The following is a 14,738-nucleotide window of genomic DNA, read 5'->3' on the forward strand; positions in this document are numbered from 1 at the left end:
GCCACAGCGCGATCCAGTCCTCCGCGAGGCGATCCAGGTCCTCAGGGCCTTCCATGGGGGGGTTCCTCGCGGGGCGGACCATAGCCCCGGCCGGGCCGGGACGGAACGGGGAAGGCGGTTATCGTTAAAAGCGTGGCCTGGGTCACCCCGCGGGCCCCTTGTTGCACTTTGCGGCTTTCGCAGTTGCGTCCAGTGCATGCTAGACTTGCGCCTTGAGGATAGGGCAGGGCGTTATGTCGATGGCGGGCAGCACGGCCGCTGGCGCGGCGAAGGGCGGGGATGCGATGTCATCTCCCGTCGTCGTGAAGAAGTACGCGAACCGGCGGCTCTACAACACCGAGGCGTCGTCCTACGTCACGCTCGACGACCTGGCGAAGATGGTGCGCGATGGCCGCGACTTCGTTGTCTACGACGCCAAGTCGGGCGACGACATCACGCGGTCCGTCTTGACGCAGATCATCGTCGAGGAAGAAAGCAAGGTCGGGCAGTCCATGCTGCCCACCGCCTTCCTGCGGCAGCTGATCGGCTATTACGGCGACAACCTGCAGGGCCTGGTGCCGCGCTACCTGGAATTCGCCATGGCGTCCTTCGGGCGGCAGCAGGACCAGATGAAGCGGACCATGGAATCCACCATGGGCGGCTTCATCCCGTTCCCACCGAATTTCGGGAACCTCGAGGAACTGGGCAAGCAGAACATGGCGATGATGGAACGCGCCATGAGCCTGTTCGCCCCCTTCGCCCGGCGCGAGGATGGCAGCCCCGCGCCGCCGCCCGAGGTCGAGGCCCTGCGGGCCGAGGTCGAGAGCCTGCGCGGCGAACTGGCCCGCTTGCGCGGCACGCGCGCCAAGACGGCGCCAGGGTAACGATCGTGTGATACGCGCATAGGTAGAGAAACTTGTTTTCCGATACACCTTTTCCGCGTTAGGGTGGGCAACGAAGCCATGACCTTGACCCCTTCTCCCCCCCTGTCGGCCTCCGAGATCATCACGGAGGACGACGCCTCGATCCAGGGCGCGAGCCTGGTCGATCATCATGTCGGTGCCCGCATCCGGGAACGCCGGACGATGATGGGCCTGTCGCAGCAGCAGCTCGCGAAGATGATCGGCGTGACCTACCAGCAGGCGCACAAGTATGAGCGCGGGCTGAACAGGATCTCCGCCGGCCGCCTGTTCGAGATCGCGCAGGTGCTCGACGTGCCGGTCTCCTACTTCTTCGAAGGCCTGCAGCCGGGTGCCGAGTCGCAGCCGGTATCGTCGCGCCAGCGCATGTTCCTGGAACTCGCGCGCAACTTCGCGCTGATCGACAACGACAAGCACCAGGAAGCCCTCAGCCAGATGGCCCGTGCCCTGGCCGCGCAATCCCAGGCCGCGCAGCGCGACCGCGACGACTGACGCGCGCGCGCCCGCCGCCCCGCAGGAAGCCGCCCGTCCCACCGGGCGGCTTTTTTGTCTGCCGGACATGCCGGGGTTTTGGGCGAATTTCAGAAATCCAGCCCAAACGCGCGCCAAATGACGCGTCGGCGCGCATCCCGCGCACGGAACCCGCTAGAGCCGCACTAGGTCCATCCTTTGCGGAGTCGTCCCGATGCCCTCGCCCTTGAGCCGCCGCCACCTGCTGGGCGGAGGCGCCGCCCTCGGCGCGGCCGCCGCGCTGCCCTACGACATCGCGCTGGCGCAGGCCGCGCCGGGCGGCACGCTGCGCGTGGGCATGACCGCATCCGCCATCCCGCTGCCCAACGGCGTGCCCGACCAGGGCGCCGAAGGCCACCGCTTCATGGGCATCACGCTGTTCGACCAGCTCGCGATGTGGGACCTGTCGTCCTTCGAACGGCCGCCGGTGATCCGCCCGGGCCTCGCCACCGCCTGGCGGCCCGACCCGGCCGACCCCAAGCGCTGGATCATCACCCTGCGCGAGGGCGTGAAGTTCCACGACGGCAAGGTGATGACCGCCGATGACGTCGCCTTCTCCTTCGACCGCGCCTTCCGCAACGACGCGCCGCATTTCGACAACCGCGCCGCCGCGCAGGCGCGCATCCGCATGCCCACCATCGCGTCCTGGCGCGCCGAGGGTGCGAACACCTTCATCCTCGAGACGCGCACGCCCGACAGCCTGGTGCCCTTCGGCCTGACCTGGATCGGCATCACGCATCGCGGCGCCTGGGAAGCCGCGGGGCGCAGCTGGGACACCTTCCTGAACCGCGCCGTCGGCACCGGCCCCTACAGGATGGAATCCTTCTCCATCCGCGAACGCGCCGTGCTGGTGCGCAACCCCGACTACTGGGACGCCGCGCGCATCCCCAAGCACGAACGCCTGGTGCTGCTGCCGCTGCCCGAGGCGAATACCCGCGTCGCCGCGCTGCGGTCCAACCAGGTCGATTTCATCGAGGCGCCGCCGCCCGATGCCGTGCCCTCGCTGCGCCAGGCCGGCTTCCAGATCGTCACCAACACCTACCCGCATACCTGGACCTGGCATTTCTCGATGGTCGAGGGATCGCCCTGGCGCGACATCCGCGTCCGCCGCGCGGCGAACCTGGCGGTGGATCGCGCCGGCATGAAGTCCATGCTGGGCGACCTGATGGTGGAAGGTGCCGGGCTGCTGCCGCCCGGGCACCCGTGGCATGGCCGCCCGTCCGACCCCGTCCGCACCGACCCCGCCGCGGCGCGCCGCCTGCTGGCCGAGGCCGGCTTCACCCCGCGCAACCCGCTGCGCACCAAGGTGGCGATCTCGCCCTCCGGTTCGGGCCAGATGCAGCCGCTGCCGATGAACGAGGCGGTGCAGCAGAACCTCAAGGAGGTCGGCATCGAGATCGACTTCGAGGTGGTGGAATGGAACGCGCTGCTCGGCCTGTGGCGCGAGGGTGCGCGCGCGCTGGCCCCGCGCGGCATCACAGCGATCAACGTGTCCTATTCGGTGCACGACCCCTTCGCCGCGCTGGTGCGCTTCCTCAAGACCGAGATGGCGCCGCCGGCCTCGAACAACTGGGGCTTCTTCAGCGATGCCGGCTACGACGCCATCATGGACCGGCTCTACACCACCTTCGAGGCGCCGGCGCAGGATGCGCTGCTGGCCGACCTGCACGCCAAGGCGGTGGATGACCGGCTGTTCCTGTTCGTGGCGCATGACCTGAACCCGCGCGCCATGAGCCGCCGGGTGCAGGGCTTCGTGCAGGCGCAATCCTGGTTCCAGGACCTGACGCCGATCACGATGCGCGGCTGACCGGCGGTTCGGGCTGCGCGGTGGGGCGCAGTCCGAACGGGTTTCGCTCGCCCTGCTGCTGCGCGTTGCGTCGGGTGCGAGGCGGCGGGCCGCGCGCCGGCCAGGCAGCGCCGCGCTGGTGCGGCGGCGGGCATCGCGCGAAACCCTGGCGCGCCGGCGGCGTTGCACGGGCATGGCAAGACCCCGAAAGCCGTCGACCACGCGTGACCTTCGCACGGGCACGCCCGTCTGGCTCGCGGATGGCGCGGCCGCGCCGCGGGCGCAGGCCGTGCCGGACGGCCTGGCGGTCGATGTCGCGATCATCGGCGGGGGCATTTCCGGCGCGCTGATCGCCGATGCCCTGTTGCAGGCCGGGCGCGGCGTGGCGGTGTTCGACCGGCGCGGCCTGGTGGCCGGGTCCACCCCCGCCAGCACGGCGCTGCTGCAATTCGAGATCGACCAGCCGCTCACGATCCTGTCGCGCAAGATCGGCCGCGAACGCGCCGCGCGCGCATGGTGGCGGTCGGCTGCCGCGGTGGACCAGCTGCGCGCGCGCGTGGCCGACCTCGACCTGCGTTGCGGCATGCGCGAGCGCGATACGATCTACCTGCCCGGCAATGTGCTGAACGCCACCGCGCTGCGCGAGGAAGCCGAGGCGCGGGCGCGCATCGGCCTGCGGTCGCGCCATGTCGACCGCGCCGCGCTGCATGCGCTGTGCGGGATCGAGCGGCCCGGCGCCATCATCTCCCATGGCGCCGCCGAGGCCGACCCGGCGCGCCTGACGCGCGGTCTGTGGCGGTCGGCGCAGGCGCGCGGCGCGCAGCTTTTCGCGCCGGTGGACATCGCCGACATCGCGCCGCGCCGCGGCGGGCTGCGCCTGGCCACGGCGCAGGGCAGCACCTTCCGCGCCCGCGCCGTGGTGCATGCGACCGGCTACGAGGTCTCGCCGGCGCTGCGCCCGCGCGGCCATTCGATCATCTCGACCTGGGCCTTGGCCACGCGGCCGCAGCCTGATGCGATCTGGCCCGGCCGGTCGCTGATCTGGGAAGCCGCCGACCCGTATCTGTACATCCGCAGCACGCCGGACGGGCGCATCATCCTGGGTGGCGAGGACGAGGAATTCGCCGACGCCGAGCGCCGCGACCGGCTGATCCCGCGCAAGGTCGCGCGGTTGCAGGCGAAGGCCGCCAGGCTGATGCCCTGGGTGGACTGGACGCCCGACTTCACCTGGGCCGGCTGCTTCGGCCAGAGCAGCACCGGCCTGCCGGCGATCGGCGCGGTGCCGGACATGCCGGGCTGCTACGCGGCCCTCGGCTATGGCGGCAACGGGATCACCTTCAGCATGATCGCGGCGCAGATGATCAGCCGCGCGCTGCAGGGGCTGGCGGACCCGGACGCGGATATTTTCGGCTTCGGCTGAGGATCCGTTGGCGCATGCGTCGGCCGGCGCCGTCCGCGGCGCCGCACCCGCATGCTCGAACGGCGCCGAGCGCGCCGCGCCTCAGCGCGTGGCGCCGATCAGGCGGCGCCGGATGCGGCCGGAGATGAAGTCGATCACCGCGACGGTCACGATCATCAGGATGATGATGAAGGCGACCTCGTCCCAGTGGCGCACGCGGATGCGCTCGGCGATCTGCAACCCGATGCCGCCGGCGCCGACCACGCCCAGGATGGTGGCCGATCGCGTGTTGCTTTCGAAGAAATACAGCGCCTGCGCCAGCATGACCGGCGCCACCTGCGGCAGGATGCCGAAGCGGATGGACGCGAGCCGCCCGCCGCCGGCGGCAACCACGCCCTCGGCCTGCTTCTTCTCGGCATTCTCGATGGCTTCGGCATACAGCTTCGCCAGCACGGCGATATCGGCGGTGAAGATCGCGAGCACGCCGGCCAGCGGCCCGAGCCCCACCGCGCGCACATAGGCCAGCGCCCAGATCAGCTGGTCGACGCCGCGGAAGCCATCGAGGACCCGGCGCAGCGAGAAGCGCCACAGCGTGGCCGTGACGATGTTGCGCGCGCCGAGGAAGCCGAGCGGGATGGCGACGATGGCGGCCAGGAAGGTGCCCAGGAAGGCCATGGCGACGCTCTCGGCCATGCCCTTCAGGATCTCGACCCATTGCTCGCCTGGCGAGGGCGGCACCATCAGCACGATGATGGTGCCCAGGCCCGACAGGCCGTTCCATAGCCGGGTGGGGGAGAAGTCGAACCACCACAGCGCACCCGCCAGCCAGCCGGCGAACAGCGTCCAGCCTGCCACGCGCAGCGCGCGCTGCGCCGGCGTGGCGCCGAAGGCGGCGGGCATGCGCGCACGCCAGGCGGCGATGTCGGCGTTCATCTCGCCGGATGCGCGTAGGGCGCTCATCTCGCCGCCTCCAGCCGCCCGATCGCCGCGTGGCGCAGGCGTTCGGACAGCAGGTCGACACAGGAGACGGTGAGGATGATCAGCAGCACGATGGCGCTGATCTCCTCGTAGTAGTTGAACGAGATCACCTTATACAGCTCCTCGCCCACCCCGCCGGCGCCGACGAAGCCGATCACGCTGGCCGAGCGGATGTTCACCTCGAAGCGCAGCAGCACGTAGGACAGGATGTTGGGCAGCACCTGCGGCAGGATCGCGTAGCGGCAGCCCATCGCCCAGGACCCGCCGGCGGCGCGCACCGCTTCCCATGGTCGCAGGTCGGCGTTCTCGATGGCTTCCGCGAACAGCTTGCCGTTGGCGCCCGCGGAATGCAGCGCGATGGCCAGGATGCCCGCCAGCGGGCCGATGCCGAAGGCCCAGACGAAGATCAGCGCATAGACGATCTCGGGCACCGTGCGCAGGGCTTCGAGGAAGCGGCGCGTCGCGTGATACACCAGGCCCGAGGGCGCGACGTTGCGCGCGGCGGGGAAGGCGAAGACCAGCGCGAAGACCGAGCCCATCAGCGTGGCCAGCGCGGCCATGTTCGCCGTCTCGAGGATCAGCCACGCCCATTCCGGCAGGCGGTACATCCAGAAGGCGAGCGAGCCCTCGGTCTCGGCATTGGCCAACAGCGCGTCCCAGCGCAGGTCGGGCAGGATGCGGGCGAAGTATTCGCCGATGCGCGGCAGCCCGGCCCAGAGCGTGGCGGGATGCACCTCGCTGACCCAGCCGGCGGTGGCGAGGCAGGCGATCAGCACGACAAGCCCGAGCAGCGCCTGCACGCGCCTTTCGCGGCGCGCGGCGAGGAAGGCTTCCTCGCCGCGGATCACCGCGGGCAGGCCGGTGGCGTAGGCGGCGCCCTCGCTCATGCGATGCGGCCGGGCAACGTTCGCAGCATGTCCGGCCGCGGCATGGTCAGGTCCGGCGACGACGCGCGGCGGCTTCCTCGCGGCGGATCTCGACGATCAGCTCGTAGTCGGCGTGGCGAACCTCACGGTAGCCGGTGCCGGCGCCGCGCTCGACCTGGCGGTAGATCTCCGGGTGCGCGGTGGGCAGCGCCAGGTGGAAGCGCTTCCAGTCCTCCTTGAAGGCGGCCGGCAGGTCGGTGCGCGCGGTGTGCGGGCCGTTCACGATCGGCTCGCTGGTCCAGATGATGCGCATGTCGCGCATGTTCAGCATGCCCTTGTCGACCATGGCGCGCAGGTTGCCGCGCGTGTAGCCCTGGTTGACGTCGCCCTGGCCCGAGGCCCAGGTGACCGCGGCGTCGTATTGCCGCTGCACCACCGCCACCACCGCCTGTTCATGCCCGCCGCCGAAGCCGGTGCGCGAGAAGTACGCAGTGCCGTCCACCGCGATGCCGGCGCGGCGCAGCGCGAAGCGCGGGATCAGGTAGCCCGAGGTCGAGTTGGGGTCGGCCCAGGCCAGCGACTTGCCGCGCATCTGCTCGAGGTTCGTGATGCCGGAATCGGCGCGGGTGATCATCACCGCGACGTAGGAGATGGAGCCGTCGGCCTCCTGCGCGGTCAGCAGGGGTTCGACGCCGCCATTGGTGTCGAGCCAGGCGCCGGCATAGGCCGAGGCACCGAGCGCGGCGATCTCGATCTGCTTCGCGCTGAAGGCCTGCTGCACGCCGGCGTAGTCGGAAGCCGGGAACAGCCGCGTCGGCACGCCGAAGGTGCGTTCGAGCAATTCGCGATAGGCGCCGAAGCGGCCGAGCCGGTCGGCCTCGTTTTCGCCGCCCAGCAGGCCGACGCGCAACTGCGGCACCTGGTCGACCCAGGGGCGGCGGCCGGCGGCGGGGAAGCCGTCGGTGAAGCTCTCGGTGCGGCGGGGGTTCCAGGCGGCCTGGGCGCGCGCCAGGGCGGGCGTCAGGGCGGCGCCGGCGGCAAGCCCGGCAAGCGTACGGCGGGTGATCATGGGCGTTTTCCTTCTCGGCGGATCAGGCGGGCACGGCCTGGCGCGGCGGCGGGGCGCCGACGGCAGCGGCGGCTTCCTCGGCGAATTCGGCCTCGCTGACGCCATAGACCTCGCGGATGCGCTGGGCGGTCAGGGTCTCGGGCGGGCCGTCGAACACCACGCGCCCGGCGTTCAGCGCGACGATGCGCCCGCAATACTCGCGCGCCGTGGTCAGGTCGTGCAGGTTGACCAGCACGGTGATGCCGTCGCGGTTCACGCCGCGCAGCGCGTCCATCACGGTGCGTGCGTTGCGCGGATCAAGGCTCGCGATGGGTTCGTCGGCCAGGATGATGCGCGGTTCCTGCAGCAGCGCGCGGGCGATCGCGACACGCTGCTGCTGCCCGCCCGACAGCGTGTCGGCGCGCTGCAGGGCGGTCTCGGCCAGGTCGAAGCGATCCAGCGCGGCCAGCGCCATGGCGCGTTCCTCGGCGGTGAACATCCGCAGCAGCGAGGAAAGCATCGGCCGGCGGTTCAGCCGCCCGACCAGCACGTTGGTCAGCACATCGAGCCGCTGCACCAGGTTGAACTGCTGGAAGATCATGGCGCAGCGCATGCGCCAGTCGCGCAGCGCCTGGCCGCGCAGCGCGGTCACGTCGGTGCCTTCGAAGCGCACGCGGCCTTCGGACGGGTCGGTCAGCCGGTTGATCATGCGCAGCATGGTCGACTTGCCGGCGCCGGAGCGGCCGATCACGCCCACCATCTGCCCGGCGCCGATCGACAGCGTCACGCCGTCCACGGCGGTCTTGGCGCCGAAGCGGCGCGTCAGTCCCTCGATCTCGAGCATTCGCACCCGCCCTGCTGCGCCGCGGCAGTAGCAGCGTGAGATGACGCCGAGATGACACCTGCATGACCACCACAAGTCGCCGCGTGGTTGCTGCGCCGCGCCCCGGGCGGCACCATGCGCGCAACCAGAACCGGAGGACTGCCATGACCACCCGCCGCGCCCTTCTCGCCGCCCCGTTCGTGCTGCCCGCCATGGCTGGAACGGCCCGCGCGCAGGATGCCTGGCCGTCGCGCACCATTGCCGTGCTGCTGGGCTATCCGCCGGGCGGCGTGACCGACTTCGCCTCCCGCGCGGTCTGCGAACGCCTGGGCCGCGGGCTGGGCCAGACGGTGGTGCTGGAGAACCGCCCGGGGGCCGCGACAGCCGTGGCGAATACCGCCGTCGCGCAGGCGCGCCCGGATGGCTACACGCTGCTGATGGGCACCTCGACCCTGGCGATCAACCCGGCCTTGCAGCCGACCCTGACGCCCCGCGACCCGATGGCGGAGCTGACGCCGATCGGCACGGTGTTCCGCACCGCCTTCGTGCTGCACGTGCACCCTTCCGTGCCGGCGCGCAGTGCGGCGGAGCTGATCGCCTATGCCAGGGCCAATCCGGGGAAGATGAATTTCGGGTCGTCGGGCACCGGGGCGGTGAACCACCTGTGCCTCGAACTGTTCCGCGCGCGCGCCGGGATCGACGTGGTGCACGTGCCCTATCGCGGCGGCGCGGCGGCGCTGCTCGACCTGCGGGCGGGGCGCATCCAGGGCATGTTCAACGCGGTGCAGGAGGCACTGCCGGCGGTGCGCGAGGGCGCGACGCGCGCGCTCGCGATCTCCTCGAAGCAACGCGCCACGGCGATGCCCGACCTGCCGCCGCTCGCCGACACGCTGGCCGATTTCGACGGCGTGTTCTGGCAGGGGTTGTTCGGCCCGGCCGGCCTGCCCGCGCCCATCGTCGCGCGCGCCGGTGCCGCGCTGCGCGAGGCGACCAGCGACCCCAGCCTGGTCGCGCGCATGGCCGAACAGGGCGTGGCGCTCACGACCGGCGACGATGCCGCACTGCGCCGTACCCTCGTGGAGGAAACGCAGATGTGGGGCCGCCTCATTCGCGAGCAGAATATCCGGCCGGAATAGCCCGGGGCCTTCGCGCGGGCGCGATACTTGCTAGGCTCGCGGCCCGCGGGTGCTGCACCCGCGCAATGGGAGAGGCCGATGACACCGACTTCACGCCTGGCAGCCGGCATCCTGGCCGGCGCCTTCGCGGCGTCCGCCGGCGCCGCGCTGGCGCAGCAGCCGCGCACGCTGCGCATCGCCATGACCGCGACCGACGTGCCGACCACCACCGGCATGCCCAATAACGGCTTCGAGGGCGTGCGGTTCCTCGGCTACCCGGTCTTCGAATCCCTGGTGCTGTGGGACCTGAGCAGCGGCGACCGCGTCGCGGGCCTGCGCCCGGGCCTGGCCGAGCGCTGGGAGCAGGACGCCAACGACCCCAAGGTGTGGCGCTTCCACCTGCGCCGCGGCGTGACCTTCCACGACGGCACGGCGTTCAACGCCGATGCGGTGGTGTGGAACCTGGATCGCTATTTCCGCAACGACAGCCCGCAATTCGACGCCACCGGCAGCGCCATCGCGCGCGGGCGCATCCCCGTGCTGGAATCCTACCGCAAGGTGGATGACTTCACCGTGGAACTGACCACCACGCGGCCGGTCTCGTACTGGCCCTACCTGGTCACCTACATCATGCTGACCTCGCCGCAATCCTTCGAGGCCGGCGGGCGTGACTGGGGCCGCGTGGCGGCGCTGCCGCCGGCGGGGACCGGGCCGTTCCGGCTGTCGCGCTTCGTGCCGCGGCAATCCGCGGAGCTGACGCGCAACGACGGCTACTGGAACGCGCAGGGGCGCGCGCAGGTCGATCGCATCCTGCTGCTGCCGATGCCCGAGGCGAATACGCGCCTGGCGGCGCTGCGGTCGAACCAGGTCGACTGGATCGAGGTGCCGCCGCCCGACGCCATCCCCTCGCTGCGGCAGGCCGGCTTCAACGTGGTGACGGGGTCCTACCCGCATGTCTGGCCCTGGGTTTTCGCGGTCGGGCGCGACGGCAGCCCGGTGGCTGACGTGCGCGTGCGCCAGGCGCTGAACTACTGCTTCGACCGCGCGGGCATGGTGACGCTGCTGAACGGCACGGCGGAACCCTCGGTCGGCTTCTTCAAGCCGAATGATCCGAATTTCGGCAATCCGACGCATCGCTATCGCCTCGATCCCGCGCGCGGGCGTGCGTTGCTGGCCGAGGCCGGGCACACCGCGGCCCGGCCGCTGACGGTGCGGATCGGCATCTCGAATTCCGGCTCGGGCCAGATGCTGCCGCTGCCGATGAACGAGTTCCTGCAGCAATCGCTCCAGGAAAACTGCGGCGTGCGCGTGAACTTCGAGGTGGTGGAGTGGAACACGCTGCTCGGCGCGCTGCGCGCGGCACCCGACCAGCCGCAATGGCTGCGCGCGGATGCGGTGAACATCTCGCTGGTGTCGTCCGACCCGTCGCAGATGGCGCGGTGGTTCATCAGCGCCAATTTCTCGCCGCGCGGGTCCAATGCCGGGCATTGGCGGGATGAACAGTTCGACGCCGCCTTCGCCGCGCTGGAGACCGAACGCGATCCGGCGCGCCAGGCTGCGCTGCTGCGCACCGCGCATGAACGGCTGGTGGACAACCCGCCCTGGCTGTGGATCGTGCATGACCTGAACCCGCGGGCCATGAGCCGCCGGGTGACCGGCTTCACCCCCGTGCAGTCCTGGTTCGTCGACCTGACGCGGGTGAACGTGCAGTAGCGCCGCGCGATCGCCCCGGGGCGATCGGTCTCCCACGTGATGGCGCCGGCCGGCGGATCGGGCCCGCCGCCGGCGCCGGCACCGTCACGCCGGCCCGTCGAGGAGCCCCCGCCATGATCGTCGACCTGCGGATCTACACCTGCCTGCCCAACCGCGTGGCGGAGTTCGTCGCGCTGTACGAGGAAAAGGGCTGGCCGATCCAGCAGAAGCACCTCGGCAATTGCGTGGGCTGGTACACCACCATCGAGGGCGCGCTGAACACCATCGTCCACATGTGGGGCTATGCCGACCAGGCGGATCGCGAGCGCCGCCGCGCCGCCATGGCCGCCGACCCGGCCTGGGGCGACTACCTGGCCGAGGTCGGCCGGCGCGGCATCCTGGTCAGCATGGAGAACCGCATCGTGAAGCCGACGACATTCTTCGCGGCGCAGCGGGGCTGATCAGCGCCCCAGCAGCACCAGTACCACGCCCGCCACCACCACCAGCGCGCCGATCACGTCGCTGCGCTTCATGCGTTCGCGCAGGAAGAAGCGGCTGAACAGCAGGGTGAACAGGATCTCGACCTGACCCACCGCGCGCACCAGCGCGACCGGCGCATAGGCGAAGCCGGTGAACCAGCAGGCCGATCCCATCGCCGACAGCGCGCCGACCTGCGCCGAGGACCGCCAGGTGCGGAACAGGTCCGGGATCGACCGGCGTTCCGTCGCCAACAGCCACGACCCCTGCATCAGCGTCTGCATCACGTTGATCACCACCAGCGTCTCCAGCGCGCGCAGCGTGGCGTCAGGTCCGTCCAGCGCCTGGGTCGCCTCGCGGATCGCCAGCGCACACAGCGCGAAGGCCAGGCCGGCGCCCAGGCCATAGAGCGCGCTCGGCTGCGCCGTGGCGGCCGCGACATCGCGCAGCGACGCCACCCGCCCGGCGAGCGACAGATACAGCGTGCCCCCCACGGACACCGCGATGCCCGCCCAGGACAGCAGCCCGAAGGACTCGCCCAGGAATACCAGCGCGATCAGCGCGGCCTGCACCGCCTCGGTCTTGGAATAGGCCGTGCCGACCGCGAAGCCGCGCTGCCCGAAGGACATGATCAGCAGGTTCGTCCCGATGATCTGCCCCAGCCCGCCCAGCGCGCAGAACACCAGGTAGGTCGGCGTCGGCGCCGAGAGGCTGCCGCCGAAGATCGCGAGATACAGCGCCACCAGCGCGATGCCCACCGGCACGCCGTACAGGTAGCGCACCACCGCCGCCGCATTCACGCTGAGCTGCCCGCGCAGCCGCTGCTGCAACGCCGTCCGCCAGGTCTGGAACAGCCCTGCGAGCAGCGTCGCGGCAACCCAGACGGGCATCAGCCGAGCCTCGGGTCGAGCCAGGGTCTGGGCATGGGCTGCCAGGGGGTGAGGCGCGCGCCGGCCTCGTCGATCGCGCTGCCCAGGCCGGGCGATGCGGGCAGCGTGGCGGCGCCGCGGTCGAAGCGCAGGTCGTGGCCGCCCACCAGCGTGAAGAAGCGGTCGGTCTCGCCGAACTGCACTTCCAGCGGCAACAGGTTCGGCAGGGTCGCGCAGAGCTGCACCGAATGCGCGTGGCAGATCGGGCCCGTCGGGTTGTGCGGCGCGATCTCGATGCCCGCGGTCTGCGCCAGCGCGGCGATGCGGCGGATTTCCTCGTGCCCGCCGGCGTATTTGATGTCGGGCATCAGCACGTCGTAGCAGCCGGTCTCGATCAGCGGGCGATAGGCCGCGAGCCCGGCCAGCGTCTCCGCGCCCGCGAGGCGCATGCCGCGGTCATTCGCCATGGATCGGATGCGGCGGATCTCGGGGTGGTTCGCCTCGCTGACCGGGCATTCCAGCCAGAACAGGCCGTATGCCGCGACATCGCGCACCAGCCGCGCCGCGCCGCCGGGCGAAAAGCGCCAATGCGCGTCCACCATCACGTCGATGCCGGGGCCCACCGCATCGCGCACCGCGGCGATGCGCGCCAGGCCCTGGTCATACGCCGCGCGCTGCGATGCGTCGGCCGCGTCCTCCCACACCAGGGGCTCGAAGGGGGCGAGCTTCACGGCGCGGAAGCCGTCCGCCACCGCGCGCGTGGCGGCGGCGGCGAAGCCCTCCGGCGTGCGCGGATTGGCGCCGCGATTGATGTTCGCATAGAGCGGCACCGCATCGCGCAACGCACCGCCGAGCAGCGCATGGATCGGGCGGCCGGCATCCTGCCCCGCCAGGTCCCACAGCGCCTGTTCGAAGGCCGACAGCAACGCATGTGCCACCAGCCCGCCTGGCGCATGGGGGATCAGCCGCGCGATGCGGTTGCGCTGCCCGGCATCCGCGCCGGCCACATTGGCGGCGAGGCGCGCGGCCTCGGCCGCCAGCAGCGCCTCCTGGTTGGACAGCGTGCATTCGCCGATGCCGGTGTGCCCGCAGTCGGTGCGCACCAGCAGGAAGGACCAGTTGGTCTTGGGCGTGACATTGACGCCGAGGAAGTCGAGCGAAGCGATGCGCATCCCTATTGCGCCGTGATGTTCGCGCCGGCGGCCAGGCGCTTCCACTGCGCGATGTCGGCGTCGATCCGCTGCTGGAACTCGGCGGGGGAGGAGACCACCAGCGTGCCGCCGAGCAATCGGATGCGATCGGCCAGCTGCGCGTTCGGGCGCAGCTTCACCAGTTCCGCCAACAGGCGCTCGCGCACCGGGGCTGGCGTGCCCTTCGGCGCCAGCAGGCCGTTCCAGGCCACGGTCTCGAAGCCCGGCAGGCCGCTCTCGTGCACGGTCGGCGTGTCCGGCAGGTCGGCCAGGCGCGTCATGGAGGTCACGGCCAGCAGCTTCACCTCGCCGCTGCGGACCTGCGGCATGACATTGACCAGGTTGCCGAAGGCGAGCGGCGCCTCGCCGGCGATCACCGCCTGCACCAGCGCCGGCGCGCCCCGGTACGGCACGTGCACGATGTCGAGCCCGGCCTGGGACTTGAACAACTCCATGTTCATATGCGCCGAGGACCCCACCCCGGCCGAGGCGTAGTTCAGGCCGCCCGGCCGCGCGCGCGCCGTGGCGATCAGCTCCGCGACACTGGCCACCGGCAGCACGCGTGGGTTGACGATCAGCGCATTCGGCCCGGTCACCAGCAGCGAGACAGGATCGAAGGCATTCGTCAGGTCATACGGCAGGTCGCGGTAGATCGCCGCGTTGATCCCGTTCGAACCGGCATTGCCGAGCAACAGGGAATAGCCGTCGGGCGGGCTGCGGAAGGCGGCCTCGACGCCGATGCGCCCGCCGGCGCCGCCGCGGTTGTCGATCACGAAGGGCTGGCCGAGTGCTGCTTCCAGCAGCGGGGCAAACAGTCGCGCCGTCGTGTCGTTCCCGCTGCCGGGCGTGTCGGGCAGGATCAGTCGCACCGGGCGCGTCGGCCAGGGCGCCTGGGCCAGCGCCGGCAAGGCAAGCCCGCCGGCGGCGGCCGCGAGAAGGGTGCGGCGGTGCGTCATGTCTCGTTCCTCCGGAGGCGACGCAGCGTGGCCCGAAGCGCGCCGGCGTTCAATGCGCGGCGTGGCTGCGCCGGGCGGGCGGGATGCCGCCGCAACACGCGTCTGCGCCACCCCGTATCGTCACCGCCTG

The 14,738-nt window shown here is 71.2% G+C and carries 14 protein-coding genes; 7 read left to right on the forward strand and 7 right to left on the reverse strand.

Annotation, left to right across the window (positions count from 1 at the left end; translation table 11 throughout):
• Window positions 1-284 precede the first annotated feature (284 nt).
• The 4 genes from phaR to LQ222_RS11475 all read left to right on the forward strand — a co-directional run bounded on the left by phaR (window position 285) and on the right by LQ222_RS11475 (window position 4,615).
• Window positions 285-863 (forward strand): polyhydroxyalkanoate synthesis repressor PhaR, encoded by a 579-nt coding sequence (gene phaR / locus LQ222_RS11460; RefSeq protein ID WP_230166518.1) that lies wholly within the window; start codon window positions 285-287, stop codon window positions 861-863.
• Between the two features lie 78 nt (window positions 864-941).
• On the forward strand, window positions 942-1,391 hold the full coding sequence (locus LQ222_RS11465) for a helix-turn-helix domain-containing protein (RefSeq protein ID WP_256444026.1): 450 nt from the start codon (window positions 942-944) through the stop codon (window positions 1,389-1,391).
• 193 nt (window positions 1,392-1,584) lie between these two features.
• Window positions 1,585-3,216 (forward strand): ABC transporter substrate-binding protein, encoded by a 1,632-nt coding sequence (locus LQ222_RS11470; protein ID WP_230166519.1) that lies wholly within the window; start codon window positions 1,585-1,587, stop codon window positions 3,214-3,216.
• A gap of 172 nt (window positions 3,217-3,388) precedes the next feature.
• Complete coding sequence (locus tag LQ222_RS11475; protein ID WP_230166521.1) at window positions 3,389-4,615, forward strand: FAD-binding oxidoreductase; 1,227 nt, start codon at window positions 3,389-3,391, stop codon at window positions 4,613-4,615.
• A gap of 81 nt (window positions 4,616-4,696) precedes the next feature.
• Here the strand turns inward: LQ222_RS11475 and phnE (LQ222_RS11480) are convergent, their stop codons facing one another.
• Genes phnE (LQ222_RS11480) through phnC form a run of 4 tightly spaced genes read right to left on the reverse strand, consistent with a single transcriptional unit; the run spans window position 4,697 to window position 8,330 of the window.
• Window positions 4,697-5,554 (reverse strand): phosphonate ABC transporter, permease protein PhnE, encoded by an 858-nt coding sequence (gene phnE, locus LQ222_RS11480; RefSeq protein ID WP_230166522.1) that lies wholly within the window; start codon window positions 5,552-5,554, stop codon window positions 4,697-4,699.
• Entirely contained in the window at window positions 5,551-6,459 is a 909-nt protein-coding gene (gene phnE / locus LQ222_RS11485; protein ID WP_230166524.1) for a phosphonate ABC transporter, permease protein PhnE, read from the reverse strand. Before phnE (LQ222_RS11485) ends, phnE (LQ222_RS11480) begins: the two co-directional genes overlap by 4 nt.
• Before the next feature lie 46 nt (window positions 6,460-6,505).
• On the reverse strand, window positions 6,506-7,507 hold the full coding sequence (gene phnD, locus LQ222_RS11490; protein ID WP_230166526.1) for a phosphate/phosphite/phosphonate ABC transporter substrate-binding protein: 1,002 nt from the start codon (window positions 7,505-7,507) through the stop codon (window positions 6,506-6,508).
• Window positions 7,508-7,529: 22 nt separating this feature from the next.
• Window positions 7,530-8,330, reverse strand: a complete 801-nt coding sequence (gene phnC / locus LQ222_RS11495; RefSeq protein ID WP_230166528.1) for a phosphonate ABC transporter ATP-binding protein — start codon at window positions 8,328-8,330, stop codon at window positions 7,530-7,532.
• A 143-nt stretch (window positions 8,331-8,473) separates the two neighbouring features.
• Here phnC and LQ222_RS11500 point away from each other — a divergent pair, with 143 nt between their 5' ends.
• The 3 genes from LQ222_RS11500 (at window position 8,474) to LQ222_RS11510 (ending at window position 11,577) form a co-directional block, all read left to right on the forward strand.
• Window positions 8,474-9,445 carry a tripartite tricarboxylate transporter substrate binding protein gene (locus tag LQ222_RS11500; protein WP_230166530.1) on the forward strand — a complete coding sequence of 324 codons (972 nt, stop codon included), beginning with the start codon at window positions 8,474-8,476 and terminating at the stop codon, window positions 9,443-9,445.
• A 78-nt stretch (window positions 9,446-9,523) separates the two neighbouring features.
• Complete coding sequence (locus LQ222_RS11505; RefSeq protein WP_230166531.1) at window positions 9,524-11,137, forward strand: ABC transporter substrate-binding protein; 1,614 nt, start codon at window positions 9,524-9,526, stop codon at window positions 11,135-11,137.
• Between the two features lie 113 nt (window positions 11,138-11,250).
• The gene (locus tag LQ222_RS11510) at window positions 11,251-11,577 is read left to right on the forward strand and encodes an NIPSNAP family protein (protein WP_230166532.1); all 327 of its coding nucleotides are present in this window, start codon (window positions 11,251-11,253) and stop codon (window positions 11,575-11,577) included.
• On the opposite strand, the gene LQ222_RS11515 is transcribed toward LQ222_RS11510, so the two are convergent.
• Genes LQ222_RS11515 through LQ222_RS11525 form a run of 3 tightly spaced genes read right to left on the reverse strand, consistent with a single transcriptional unit; the run spans window position 11,578 to window position 14,608 of the window.
• Window positions 11,578-12,483, reverse strand: coding sequence for an EamA family transporter (locus tag LQ222_RS11515; RefSeq protein WP_230166533.1), 906 nt, complete (start codon window positions 12,481-12,483; stop codon window positions 11,578-11,580).
• Complete coding sequence (locus LQ222_RS11520; RefSeq protein ID WP_230166534.1) at window positions 12,483-13,634, reverse strand: mandelate racemase/muconate lactonizing enzyme family protein; 1,152 nt, start codon at window positions 13,632-13,634, stop codon at window positions 12,483-12,485. The genes LQ222_RS11515 and LQ222_RS11520 overlap by 1 nt, the downstream gene beginning before the upstream one ends.
• Before the next feature lie 2 nt (window positions 13,635-13,636).
• Window positions 13,637-14,608: a tripartite tricarboxylate transporter substrate binding protein gene (locus LQ222_RS11525; RefSeq protein WP_230166535.1), complete on the reverse strand. Its 972-nt coding sequence runs from the start codon at window positions 14,606-14,608 to the stop codon at window positions 13,637-13,639.
• Window positions 14,609-14,738: the final 130 nt, after the last annotated feature.

The organism is Roseomonas sp. CECT 9278 (genome assembly GCF_918698155.1).
In the GTDB taxonomy this organism is placed as follows: Bacteria; Pseudomonadota; Alphaproteobacteria; order Acetobacterales; family Acetobacteraceae; genus Neoroseomonas.

What these genes read in the sequence shown, in the direction of transcription:
- LQ222_RS11510 (WP_230166532.1), top strand. Translation starts at nt 11,251, where the DNA reads ATGATCGTCGACCTGCGGATCTACACCTGCCTGCCCAACCGCGTGGCG.
- LQ222_RS11465 (WP_256444026.1), top strand. Translation starts at nt 942, where the DNA reads ATGACCTTGACCCCTTCTCCCCCCCTGTCGGCCTCCGAGATCATCACG.
- LQ222_RS11525 (WP_230166535.1), bottom strand. Translation starts at nt 14,608, where the DNA reads ATGACGCACCGCCGCACCCTTCTCGCGGCCGCCGCCGGCGGGCTTGCC.
- LQ222_RS11500 (WP_230166530.1), top strand. Translation starts at nt 8,474, where the DNA reads ATGACCACCCGCCGCGCCCTTCTCGCCGCCCCGTTCGTGCTGCCCGCC.
- phaR (WP_230166518.1), top strand. Translation starts at nt 285, where the DNA reads ATGTCATCTCCCGTCGTCGTGAAGAAGTACGCGAACCGGCGGCTCTAC.
- phnC (WP_230166528.1), bottom strand. Translation starts at nt 8,330, where the DNA reads ATGCTCGAGATCGAGGGACTGACGCGCCGCTTCGGCGCCAAGACCGCC.
- LQ222_RS11470 (WP_230166519.1), top strand. Translation starts at nt 1,585, where the DNA reads ATGCCCTCGCCCTTGAGCCGCCGCCACCTGCTGGGCGGAGGCGCCGCC.
- LQ222_RS11515 (WP_230166533.1), bottom strand. Translation starts at nt 12,483, where the DNA reads ATGCCCGTCTGGGTTGCCGCGACGCTGCTCGCAGGGCTGTTCCAGACC.
- phnE (WP_230166522.1), bottom strand. Translation starts at nt 5,554, where the DNA reads ATGAGCGCCCTACGCGCATCCGGCGAGATGAACGCCGACATCGCCGCC.
- LQ222_RS11505 (WP_230166531.1), top strand. Translation starts at nt 9,524, where the DNA reads ATGACACCGACTTCACGCCTGGCAGCCGGCATCCTGGCCGGCGCCTTC.
- phnE (WP_230166524.1), bottom strand. Translation starts at nt 6,459, where the DNA reads ATGAGCGAGGGCGCCGCCTACGCCACCGGCCTGCCCGCGGTGATCCGC.
- phnD (WP_230166526.1), bottom strand. Translation starts at nt 7,507, where the DNA reads ATGATCACCCGCCGTACGCTTGCCGGGCTTGCCGCCGGCGCCGCCCTG.
- LQ222_RS11520 (WP_230166534.1), bottom strand. Translation starts at nt 13,634, where the DNA reads ATGCGCATCGCTTCGCTCGACTTCCTCGGCGTCAATGTCACGCCCAAG.
- LQ222_RS11475 (WP_230166521.1), top strand. Translation starts at nt 3,389, where the DNA reads ATGGCAAGACCCCGAAAGCCGTCGACCACGCGTGACCTTCGCACGGGC.